The following is an 11,028-nucleotide window of genomic DNA, read 5'->3' as shown; positions in this document are numbered from 1 at the left end:
AGCAGTACGGGCCGCCCTCGGAGCGGGAGGACTACTGAGACAGCCTCCTGGCCGTCGGGGCCGGGAGCGGGCCGCGGGCCGGCCGCTTCGCTGTCGCGTACCGCGCTTTCCGCCAGCTCGACCAGCGGATCGCCCTGTTCCGTACGGCCGTGCAGGATGGTGGAGTTGGCCTCGGCGTCCGCGCCCGGGAGCGAGACGGCGGAGGCGCCCCCGGAGACCGAGGTGGGCACGGCGGTGCGGGTGGCGGAGGCCAGCAGGGGGTCGGGGAGGACGACGACCGCCGCGATGCCGCCCTGCTTCTGCTCGCGCAGCCGGACACGGACCCCGTGCCGGTGGGCGAGCCGGGCCACCACGTACAGGCCGAGGCCCAGACCGTCCTCGGCCTCCGCGTCGTACGTGGTCTCCGGGTCGAAGTCGGTGAGGCGGGCGTTGAGCCGCTCCAGCCGGTCGCCGGTCATGCCGATGCCCTCGTCCTGGACGGAGAGCATGACCTCGCCGTTCTCCAGGAGCCAGCCGGAGACCTCGACGAGCAGGTCGGGCGGGGAGAACGCCGTGGCGTTCTCCATGAGTTCGGCCAGCAGATGGGACAGGTCGTCCGCCGCGAACCCGGCGATGTGCGCGTGCGGCGGCAGCGCGGCGATCCGGACCCGGTCGTACCGCTCGATCTCGCTGACCGCGGCCCGTACGACGTCGACCAGGGGAACCGGGCCGGCCGTGTGCCGGCCGTGCTCGGTACCGGCGAGGACGAGCAGGTTCTCGCTGTGCCGGCGCATGACGGTGGCGAAGTGGTCGAGCTTGAAGAGGGTGGCGAGCCGGTCGGGGTCGTCCTCGCGCTCCTCCAGGCCCTCGATGACCCCGAGTTGCCGCTCCACCAGTCCGAGCGTGCGCAGCGCGAGGTTGACGAAGGTGCCGCCGATTCCGGCGCGCAGCCTCTCCAGCTGGGCCGCGGACTCGGAGAGTTCGGTGCGCAGTTCCTCGCGGGCGTCGGCCATCTTCTGCCGCTGGCCCACGAGATGCTTGCGGTCGGCCTCCAGGGTGGCGATCCGCTCGGCGAGCCGGCCGGCGTGCGCGTGCAGGGCGTTGACGGAGCGGACGACCTGCGCGAACTCGTCGTTGCGGCCGGTGAAGGCGACCGGCTCCTGAGCCGCGGGGTCCTCCGCCTCGGCGAGACGGGCGGAGCCCCGGCGCAGCACGGACAGCGGGCGGGTGAGCGTGCGGGCCATCGCCGTGGCGATACCGACCGCGAGCAGCATCAGGGCGCCGAGGACGGCGATCCGGATCTCCAGCTCGGTGACGTCGTCGTCGCGCAGCTGGGCGAGGTCCTTGGTGCGCTTGTCGAAGAGCGCGGACTCCACTCCGCGCATCGTCTCGACCCGGGCGGTGAGCGCGGCGCGGAGCTTCTTGGTGCTGGTGTCGAGTTCCGAGTCGGAGAGGGTCGGCTTGTCGGTGAGACGTGCGAGGTACTTCTCGGCGGAGTCGACCTCGGGGCCGTTGACCGTGGAGTCGTAGGAGGCGCGGGCGCTCTGCGGAGCGGCGTCGCGGAAGTCGGCGAGGGCCGCGTCGGAGCGCAGCCGGGCCTGGAGCGCGGCGGCGGTCAGCGCGTCGCGCCGCTCGTCGTCGGCGTCCGAGGACGAGGTCGACGTGGTCGGCAGACCGGTGATCGGGTCGATCACGGTCTCCGTGGTGCTCGGCACGTTCAGCGCGGCGAGCAGCAGTCCGCGGGTGGCGGCGGCCTGCTGGACGGCGGCGTCCAGCTCGGCGAGCGCGTGGGCGCCGGAGCCGGCGCGGGGCGGGGTCAGCTCCGCCAGCCGTTCGGAGAGCCGGTGCAGCCGGGTGATGGCGGTGGAGTACGCCTGATGCGCTTCAAGAGCACTGCTCTTCCCCGTGAGCGCCGCTCTCCGTACGGCCGCCACGGCGTCGAGTTCCTCGCGCAGCGCCTCCGAGGTGTCGGGGTCGGCGCGCAGCTCCTCGACCTGCCGGTCGACCCGGGCGCTGTGCTCCTCGGTGGGCGCCTCGGACCCGGGGCGGCCGGCCGCGATGTAGGGGACGACGTCGTCCCGCTCGTCGGCGAGGGAGTGCGCGAGCGCGAGGGAGTCCTGGGTCCGCTCGGCGAGCGTCACCAGGTCCTGCGAGTCGCTGAGCTGCCCGGAGGCGGCGATCACGGAGGGTGCCCCGGCACCGGCTATCGCGGCGGCCACCACGGCCACGGCGACGATGAGCCGGTTGCGGACATGGGTGGGGCGGCCCCTGCCGACGGTGGGCGTCTGCTCCGCGTCCCCCGTGGAGGCCGTCTGCTTGCCTTTGCGACGAGGCCGCGTCTTCTGCACCGGTGCTCGCATTCCTGACTCGTGTACCCGTGGGCCCGGGTGACGCTCCGTCAACGGGTGCGGGTGTTCACCCCGGGTTCCTGACCGCGCTCGGACAGCGGGGCGCCCCCATCGCTCCCCGACCCTCCCAGTGCCCGTGGGCACTGAATGCGCATCACCTGGCCCGCCACTCGAAGGAGTGAACCCCGGAGGTGAGTTGAGGGGCAAGTTCCGCCGCGCCGTGCGGCCGCCGTGCGCGGGGCGCCGGTTGGACGTCTGCGGCGGGCGGTGGCAGTATTCGCCGCCACGCCTTCCCGGAGCACTGCAATACACCCCAAATCAGGCGGCTGACCTGCGCGGCTACGGGGATCCGGCGACCGTTGCCCACCTTTCGCGGGCCTTGTGGAGAGCTCGTGCAGACTGGCCGGATGCGTACTGAGCTTGTTTCGGAGCCCGGTGATCCGGACCGCCCCAACGAGGACTTCGCGAGCGTCGGGCTCCCGGCTTCCGGACAGGGCGGGGCGCTCGTGGTGCTGGACGGCGTCACACCGCCGGGCGACGGAGGCGGCTGCCTGCATTCGGTGCCCTGGTTCACCGCCCGGCTGGGCGGCGCGCTGACCGAACTGACCGTTTCCCTCCCGGATGTTCCCCTCGCCGAGCTGCTGTCCCGTGCCCTCGCGCGTACCGCCGCGGCCCACGCGACAACCTGTGACCTTTCTCACCCCCGCACGCCGCAGGCAACGGTCGCGGTGGCCCGCTGGTCCCCGGCCCGCGTGGACTGCCTGGTGCTGTCCGACTCGGTCCTGCTCGCCGAGTCCCCCGACGGGACGGTGACCCCGTTCCTCGACGACCGGCTGGACCGGCTGCCCCGTTCGGCCCTGGCCGACCACGCCCAGGTGGACGCCACGCTGCGCAACAAGGAGGGCGGTTTCTTCACCGCGGCGGCGGACCCGTCGGTGGCCTCCCGCGCGGTGACCGGTTCCCTGCCGCGCGGCGAGGTGCGCGCGCTGGCCGCGCTGACGGACGGCGCGGCCCGCTGGGTGGAGAGGTTCCACGGGGGCGGCTGGGCGGACTGCCTCGCCCTGATCCGGGCGCGGGGCCCGCACTCCCTGGTGGACCGGGTACGGACCCTGGAGCGGGCGGACGCGGACCTGGTGCCGCCCCGCCGGGGCAAGACGCACGACGACGCGACGGTGGTCTACGCGGAACTCTCACCCGCGTAGCGGCACCCCGCGGCGGCCCGGTGGCACCGTCCGCCCGGGACGGCGGGGAGTACGGCACACCCGGCGGGCGGACCCGCGGCGCTCACCTCTCCATCCCCCGGTTCAGCTGGTTCAGCAGCCGGGCGAGTTCCGTGACCTCCGCCGGGTCCCAGTCGGCGAGCCGGCCGGCGTACCGCCCGCGGCGGGCCTCGCGGACCCTGCTCACCCGCCGCCTCCCCTCCCCGGTGAGGGCGACCAGCCAGGCGCGGCCGTCGGCGGGGTCCGGCTCGCGGCCGACCAGTCCGAGCTCCTCCAGTGCGCGCAGCTGACGGGACATCGTCGCCTTGCCGACGCCGATGTAGCCGGCCAGTTCGGTGGCCCGCTGCCGGCCGCACTCATCCAGACGGACCAGCAGCCCGTACGCGGACGGCTCCAGGTCGGGATGGACCGCGCGGGCCATCTCCCCCTGACTGGCCCGGGCGCGCCGCAGCAGCACCGTCAACTCGCGCTCCAGGGCGAGGAACGCGGGCTGTTCCACATCGGGCTCGGGCTCCGGCGAGGCGGCGTGTTCCCCGCCTCCGTTTCCGTCTTCGTGCACGTCCGCCCCTGCCTCGGTCTTCCCGTTCGATCAGTTGCCCGCCAAGTGGCGACGTCGCCACGGCTCCACCAGTATTTCGCAGGCGTAGACCAACGGCAGCTGGTGGCACCTCCCACGCCTCTTCGGACAGCGGGGGAGGCCGGCCCGCCCGCCGCCGTGATCCACGTGGCCCTTTCTCTACCAGGCGATGACGTGGCATGCCCACTACGTGCGATGTGGGTCACATTCCGGTATCGCCTCCGCCGACCTTCGGAGATGCGTCATGCCCGTGCACAGATCCGGACGATCCGGATTCACCCGTATACCCGCGCTCACGGCCGCCGGTGCGGTCCTGCTCGCGGTCCTCGTCCTCCCCCGCGCGGCCGCCGCGGACGAATCGGCTCCCACCGTGCCACCGCGCGGCTCGGCCCACATGGGCATGGGCGTGGTCGCCCACGACGGCCGGGGCGGCCTTCCCACCGCGCGCTCCACCCAGACGGAGGGCGTGGACGTCTCCAGCCACCAGGGCACCGTCGCCTGGCCGACCCTGTGGAAGAGCGGGGTCCGGTGGGCCTACGCCAAGGCCACGGAGGGCACGTACTACACCAACCCGTACCACTCCCAGCAGTACAACGGCTCCTACGACGCCGGCATGATCCGCGGCGCGTACCACTTCGCCACCCCCGACACGGCGAGCGGCGCCGCCCAGGCCGACTACTTCGTGAACCGCGGCGGCGCCTGGTCCGCCGACGGCCGGACCCTGCCCGGCGTCCTCGACATCGAGTGGAACCCGTACGGCGACGCCTGCTACGGCAAGTCCGCGACCGCGATGGTGAGCTGGATCCGCGACTTCCTGAACCAGTACAAGGCGCGCACCGGCCGCAACGCCGTCGTCTACACGGCCACCAGCTGGTGGAAGCAGTGCACCGGCAACTACGCCGGCTTCGCCTCCACCACACCGCTGTGGATCGCCCGGTACGCCTCCACGGCGGGCGAACTCCCCGCCGGCTGGGCCGCGTACACGATGTGGCAGTACACCTCGACAGGGCCGACCGTCGGCGACCACGACCGCTTCAACGGCACCCTCGACCGGGTACGGGCCTTCGCGGCCGGCTGATCCGGTCCCGGGCGGGAGAAAGCCCGGGTCTCCCTCCCGGGACCCGGGCTCCCCTCTTCCGGCCGTCTCGGTCACGCGGCGACCGGAACCTCCGGCGCCGCGCCGCTCACGGCGGGCGACAGCGCCAGCTCCAGGACCTGGCGGACGTCGGTGACGGCGTGGACGTCCAGCTTGTCCAGCACCTCCGCCGGGACGTCGTCCAGGTCGGGCTCGTTGCGCCTGGGGATGATGACGGTGGTGATCCCCGCGCGGTGGGCGGCGAGCAGCTTCTGCTTCACCCCGCCGATCGGCAGCACCCGCCCGGTCAGCGAGACCTCACCGGTCATCGCCACATCGGTGCGGACCAGCCGGCCGGAGAGCAGCGAGGCCAGGGCGGTCGTCATGGTGACGCCCGCGCTCGGACCGTCCTTGGGCACCGCGCCCGCCGGGAAGTGGATGTGCGCGCCCCGGTCCTTCAGGTCGCCCACCGGAAGCTCCAGTTCGGCGCCGTGACTGCGCAGGAAGCTCAGCGCGATCTGCGCGGACTCCTTCATCACGTCACCCAGCTGGCCGGTCAGGGTGAGCCCCGACGCCCCCGTCTCCGGGTCGGCCAGGGACGCCTCCACGTAGAGGACGTCCCCGCCGGCGCCGGTCACCGCGAGGCCGGTGGCGACACCGGGGACGGCGGTACGGCGCTCGGCCGGGTCCTGGGCGGACTCGGGCACGTGGTGCGGACGCCCGATCAGGTCCCGCAGGTCGCCCTCCGTCACGGTGAACGGCAGCTCCCGCTCGCCCAGTTCGTGCCGGGCCGCGACCTTGCGCAGCAGCCGCGCGATGGACCGTTCCAGGGTGCGCACGCCCGCCTCACGGGTGTACTCGCCGGCCAGCCTGCGCAGCGCGCCCTCGTCGATCGTGACCTCGTCCCGGTCCAGCCCCGCGCGCTCCAGCTGACGCGGGAGCAGGTGGTCGCGGGCGATGACGACCTTCTCGTCCTCGGTGTAGCCGTCGAGACGCACCAGCTCCATACGGTCGAGCAGGGCCTCCGGGATGGCTTCGAGGACGTTGGCCGTCGCGAGGAACACGACGTCGGACAGGTCGAGCTCGACCTCCAGGTAGTGGTCCCGGAAGGTGTGGTTCTGCGCCGGGTCGAGGACTTCCAGCAGGGCCGCGGCCGGGTCGCCGCGGAAGTCGGAGCCGACCTTGTCGATCTCGTCCAGCAGGACGACCGGGTTCATCGAACCGGCCTCCTTGACCGCCCGTACGATCCGGCCGGGCAGCGCGCCGACGTAGGTACGGCGGTGGCCGCGGATCTCGGCCTCGTCGCGGACGCCGCCGAGGGCGACGCGGACGAACTTGCGGCCCATCGCGTGGGCGACGGACTCCCCGAGCGAGGTCTTGCCGACGCCGGGCGGGCCCACCAGGGCCAGTACCGCGCCACCGCGCCGTCCGCCGACGACGCCCAGACCCCGGTCGCCGCGCCGCTTGCGCACCGCCAGGTACTCGGTGATCCGCTCCTTCACGTCGTCCAGGCCCGAGTGCTCGGCGTCCAGGACCGCCCGGGCGCCCCGGATGTCGTACGCGTCCTCGGTGCGCTCGCTCCACGGCATCTCCAGGACCGTGTCGAGCCAGGTGCGGATCCAGGAGCCCTCCGGCGACTGGTCCGAGGACCGCTCCAGCTTGTCGACCTCCTTGAGCGCGGCCGCACGGACGTGCTCCGGCAGGTCGGCGGCCTCCACGCGGGCACGGTAGTCGTCGGACTCCTCGCCCTCCTGCTCCCCGTTGAGTTCGCGCAGTTCCTTGCGGACGGCTTCCAGCTGGCGGCGCAGCAGGAACTCGCGCTGCTGCTTGTCGACGCCCTCCTGGACGTCCTTGGCGATGGTCTCGGCGACGTCCTGCTCGGCGAGGTGGTCGCGCAGCTGCTGTACGGCGAGCTTCAGCCGGGCCACCGGGTCGGTGGTCTCCAGCAGGACGACCTTCTGTTCGGTGGTCAGGAACGGCGAGTAGCCGGAGTTGTCGGCGAGCGCGGAGACGTCGTCGATGGCCTGGACACGGTCGACGACCTGCCAGGCACCGCGCTTGCGCAGCCAGGCGGTGGCGAGCGCCTTGTACTCCTTGACGAGTTCGCTCACGTGACCGGGCTCGGGGTATCCCCGGCCGGAGGCTGGGGAAGGGTCCGGCACGCTCTCGTCGATCCGTGTCCCCTCCACCCACAGCGCCGCGCCCGGCCCGGTGGTCCCGGCGCCGATGCGCACGCGGCCCCGGCCGCGGATCAGGGCGCCCGGGTCACCGTCCGCGAGCCTGCCGACCTGCTCGACCGTGCCGAGCACGCCGGTACCCGCGTAGGTCCCGTCGACGCGTGGCACCAGGAGCACCTTCGGCTTTCCCGGGGCCGTGCCGGCGGCGGCCTGGGCGGCCTCCACGGCGGCGCGCACCTCGGAATCGCTCAGGTCCAGCGGAACCACCATCCCGGGCAGCACGACCTCGTCGTCGAGCGGCAGCACCGGCAGGGCGAGCGGTGTGGACTCAGTAGCCATGATCTCCCCTTCGGCAGTCAAGTTGAGCTATGCCGACTCAATACAGGGGAGCCGCCGAATGTTCCCGGGGCCGCGTTCGCTCTGAGCGATCATCACTTCGGGCCCGGAAGGCCAGGACCACCGTGAAAACGGAGCTGTCAGGATGAACGCATGTCCACCCCGTACGACATTCCCGAAGCCCCCGAAGTCCTGGACCGCCGCGAGGGTCCGTACGGCGAGGTCGTGCTGCGCAGGCACGGCGGCCTGCTGCAGATCATCGCCAACGGCTGCTTCCTGATGGACACCTCCGACGGCCGTTCGGAACGACGGCTGGTCGACGCCGCGCTGGCCGCCCTCGACGCGCGCGTCGAGGACCCGCGGGTCCTGATCGGCGGTCTCGGGGTGGGCTTCTCGCTCGCACACGCGGCGGGACAGCCCCGGTGGGGGCGGATCACCGTGGTGGAGCGGGAACCGTCCATCATCGAGTGGCACCGCGCGGGGCCGCTGTCCGAGCTCTCCGCGCGGGCCCTGGCCGACCCCCGCGCGGAGATCGTCGAGACGGACCTCGTCGCGTACGTCCATGAGACATCCGACACGTTCGACGCGCTGTGCCTCGACATCGACAACGGGCCCGACTGGACCGTCACCGAGGACAACGACGGGCTCTACTCGGCGGCCGGACTCGAAGCCTGCGCCCGGGTGTTGAACCCGCACGGGGTGCTCGCGGTCTGGTCGGCCCAACCGTCCCCGGAATTCGAGGGAACCATGCGGAATGCCGGGTTCCGTCACGTGCGTACCGAAGAGATCCCCGTTGCCCGGGGCGTTCCGGACGTCGTGCACATCGGAGTCCGCCCTGGATAGCAAAGCCGCGGTGGATCCCCGTACGCTGCTGCCCTGACCCGGATCGTTCAAGCGTCAATCGCAGTGATGCGCAGACGACGGATCACCCCACGGATTCCGGAAAAAAGCACACCTCAGGGGCGGGCCATGGAGCAGACACAGACCTCCCACAACGGCACGGCGGCGCCCACACCCGGCGCACAGCGCCGGATCCTGGTGGTCGAGGACGACGCGACGATCGTGGACGCCATCGCGACCCGCCTTCGCGCCGAGGGATTCCTGGTGCAAACGGCGGGCGACGGTCCGTCGGCGGTGGACACCGCGGAGGCGTGGCAGCCCGACCTGCTGATCCTCGACATCATGCTGCCCGGCTTCGACGGCCTGGAGGTCTGCCGGCGTGTACAGGCCCAGCGCCCGGTGCCGGTCATGATGCTCACCGCGCGGGACGACGAGACCGACATGCTGGTCGGGCTGGGCGTCGGCGCCGACGACTACATGACGAAGCCGTTCTCCATGCGGGAGCTGGCGGCACGCGTGCACGTGCTGCTGCGCCGCATGGAGCGCGCGGCCCTCGCGGCCACCACACCGCGCAGCGGCATCCTGCGCCTCGGCGAACTGGAGATCGACCACGCCCAGCGCAGGGTGCGGGTGCGCAGCGAGGACGTCCACCTGACGCCCACCGAGTTCGATCTCCTGGTATGCCTGGCGAACACCCCCCGCGCGGTGCTCTCGCGTGAGCAGCTGCTGGCCGAGGTCTGGGACTGGGCGGACGCCTCCGGCACCCGCACCGTCGACAGCCACATCAAGGCGCTGCGCCGGAAGATCGGCGCCGAGCGGATCCGTACCGTGCACGGTGTGGGCTACGCCCTGGAGACGCCGAACCCATGACCGGCGGTCCGGCCGGACGCAGCGGCCCCGGAGGCTCCCAGCCCTGGGGCGGTGTGCGCCCGTTCTCGATCAAGACCAAGCTGGGCGCGCTGGTCGTCGTCTCCGTCCTGATCACCACGGGGCTGTCGGTGATCGCCGTGCACACCAAGACGGAGCTGCGCTTCATCACGGTCTTCTCGATGATCGCCACCCTCCTCATCACGCAGTTCGTGGCCCACTCGCTCACCGCGCCGCTCGACGACATGAACGCCGTGGCCCGGTCCATCTCGCACGGCGACTACACCCGCCGGGTGCGGGAGAACCGCCGGGACGAGCTGGGCGACCTGGCCCAGACGATCAACGTGATGGCGGACGAGCTGGAGGCCCAGGACCGCCGGCGCAAGGAGCTGGTGGCCAACGTCTCGCACGAGCTGCGCACGCCCATCGCGGGGCTCCGCGCGGTGCTGGAGAACATCGTCGACGGCGTCACCCGGGCCGATCCCGAGACGATGCGCACGGCCCTGAAGCAGACCGAGCGGCTCGGCCGGCTCGTGGAGACGCTGCTGGACCTGTCCCGGCTGGACAACGGGGTCGTCCCGCTGAAGAAGCGCCGCTTCGAGGTGTGGCCGTACCTGTCCGGCGTGCTCAAGGAGGCCAACATGGTCGCCTCCGCCCGCGCGGGCATGGCCTCCGGATCCGGCAGCCACACCCGTACGGACGTCCATCTGCACCTCGACGTGTCGCCGCCGGAGCTCACCGCGCTCGCCGACCCGGAACGCATCCACCAGGTCGTCTCCAACCTGATCGACAACGCGGTGAAGCACAGCCCGCCGCACGGCCGGGTGACGGTCCGTGCGCGGCGCGGAGACCGGCCGGACTCCCTCGAGCTGGAGGTGCTGGACGAGGGCCCGGGCATTCCGCGGGCCGAGTGGCACCGGGTCTTCGAACGGTTCAACCGGGGCAACGTGAACCGGCCGCACGGCCCGGGCAGCGACGGCGGCACCGGTCTCGGCCTCGCGATCGCCCGCTGGGCCGTCGATCTGCACGGCGGCCGGATCGGAGTGGCCGAATCCGAGCGGGGATGCCGCATTCTCATCACTCTTCCGGGAACGTCTTCCGTACCGAGTTGACGTAAAGTTCAAAGCGGAGCCGCAAGATCCATCCGTGTTCGCACTGACGGACACGTGTGATCGGGCTCAGACCCGCGTGAGCTGCGCGTCGGGTCCGGGCCGAGCGATCCCTGAATCCGCCGGAAGAACCGGAACCACGCTTGTTTCCCGCCATTTCTCGCGCCGAAACACCTGCGGGGATGTGACTTACACGACGATGAACGGGCCCGGTCTGACCTTCTCGCTCTCAGGGGCGTAGCCTTTATTTCCGCTGTCCATCATCTTGCGAAGCGGAAGAGGGCGGTTGACGCCGTGTCGCCACAGTCCCCCAGTAACTCGAGCATCTCGACCGACACCGACCACGCGGGCAAGAACCCCGCCGCGGCCTTCGGTGCCAACGAATGGCTCGTCGACGAGATCTACCAGCAGTACCTCCAGGACCCGAACTCGGTCGACCGAGCCTGGTGGGACTTCTTCGCCGACTACAAGCCGGGCGCGCCTGCGACCTCGGCTCCGGC

General features: G+C 72.0%; 9 protein-coding genes. 6 read left to right on the top strand and 3 right to left on the bottom strand.

The features are described 5' to 3' along the window. On the bottom strand, positions 1-2,327 hold a 2,327-nt coding region (locus tag B9S61_RS06380), incomplete at its 3' end, for a nitrate- and nitrite sensing domain-containing protein (protein WP_258039571.1). A gap of 407 nt (positions 2,328-2,734) precedes the next feature. On the opposite strand from B9S61_RS06380, the gene B9S61_RS06375 reads away from it, so the two are divergent. Next, positions 2,735-3,529: a protein phosphatase 2C domain-containing protein gene (locus tag B9S61_RS06375; RefSeq protein WP_103541330.1), complete on the top strand. Its 795-nt coding sequence runs from the start codon at positions 2,735-2,737 to the stop codon at positions 3,527-3,529. A gap of 82 nt (positions 3,530-3,611) precedes the next feature. Here the strand turns inward: B9S61_RS06375 and B9S61_RS06370 are convergent, their stop codons facing one another. After that, a complete protein-coding gene (locus B9S61_RS06370) occupies positions 3,612-4,106 on the bottom strand; it encodes a MarR family winged helix-turn-helix transcriptional regulator (RefSeq protein WP_103541328.1) in 495 nt (164 codons plus the stop codon). Between the two features lie 262 nt (positions 4,107-4,368). On the opposite strand from B9S61_RS06370, the gene B9S61_RS06365 reads away from it, so the two are divergent. Beyond that, on the top strand, positions 4,369-5,202 hold the full coding sequence (locus B9S61_RS06365) for a lysozyme (RefSeq protein ID WP_103541326.1): 834 nt from the start codon (positions 4,369-4,371) through the stop codon (positions 5,200-5,202). A 71-nt stretch (positions 5,203-5,273) separates the two neighbouring features. On the opposite strand, the gene lon is transcribed toward B9S61_RS06365, so the two are convergent. Continuing rightward, positions 5,274-7,715: an endopeptidase La gene (lon, locus tag B9S61_RS06360; RefSeq protein ID WP_103541325.1), complete on the bottom strand. Its 2,442-nt coding sequence runs from the start codon at positions 7,713-7,715 to the stop codon at positions 5,274-5,276. 150 nt (positions 7,716-7,865) lie between these two features. Here lon and B9S61_RS06355 point away from each other — a divergent pair, with 150 nt between their 5' ends. The 4 genes from B9S61_RS06355 to B9S61_RS06340 all read left to right on the top strand — a co-directional run. Beyond that, positions 7,866-8,555 carry a spermidine synthase gene (locus tag B9S61_RS06355; protein ID WP_103541323.1) on the top strand — a complete coding sequence of 230 codons (690 nt, stop codon included), beginning with the start codon at positions 7,866-7,868 and terminating at the stop codon, positions 8,553-8,555. A 126-nt stretch (positions 8,556-8,681) separates the two neighbouring features. Further along, complete coding sequence (locus B9S61_RS06350; RefSeq protein WP_103541321.1) at positions 8,682-9,422, top strand: response regulator transcription factor; 741 nt, start codon at positions 8,682-8,684, stop codon at positions 9,420-9,422. Further along, complete coding sequence (locus B9S61_RS06345; RefSeq protein ID WP_103541319.1) at positions 9,419-10,531, top strand: cell wall metabolism sensor histidine kinase WalK; 1,113 nt, start codon at positions 9,419-9,421, stop codon at positions 10,529-10,531. Before B9S61_RS06350 ends, B9S61_RS06345 begins: the two co-directional genes overlap by 4 nt. Before the next feature lie 291 nt (positions 10,532-10,822). Next, positions 10,823-11,028: hypothetical protein (locus B9S61_RS06340; protein ID WP_146064732.1), on the top strand; the 206-nt coding region annotated here is incomplete at its 3' end.

The organism is Streptomyces sp. SM1 (genome assembly GCF_002910825.1).
Classification (GTDB): Bacteria; Actinomycetota; Actinomycetes; order Streptomycetales; family Streptomycetaceae; genus Streptomyces; species Streptomyces okerensis.
This window is presented reverse-complemented; position numbering and strand designations above follow the sequence as displayed.

Bases quoted from the DNA above. Each gene is read 5' to 3' on its own strand.
- B9S61_RS06375 (WP_103541330.1), top strand. From the start codon at position 2,735: ATGCGTACTGAGCTTGTTTCGGAGCCCGGTGATCCGGACCGCCCCAAC.
- B9S61_RS06365 (WP_103541326.1), top strand. From the start codon at position 4,369: ATGCCCGTGCACAGATCCGGACGATCCGGATTCACCCGTATACCCGCG.
- lon (WP_103541325.1), bottom strand. From the start codon at position 7,715: ATGGCTACTGAGTCCACACCGCTCGCCCTGCCGGTGCTGCCGCTCGAC.
- B9S61_RS06355 (WP_103541323.1), top strand. From the start codon at position 7,866: ATGTCCACCCCGTACGACATTCCCGAAGCCCCCGAAGTCCTGGACCGC.
- B9S61_RS06350 (WP_103541321.1), top strand. From the start codon at position 8,682: ATGGAGCAGACACAGACCTCCCACAACGGCACGGCGGCGCCCACACCC.
- B9S61_RS06345 (WP_103541319.1), top strand. From the start codon at position 9,419: ATGACCGGCGGTCCGGCCGGACGCAGCGGCCCCGGAGGCTCCCAGCCC.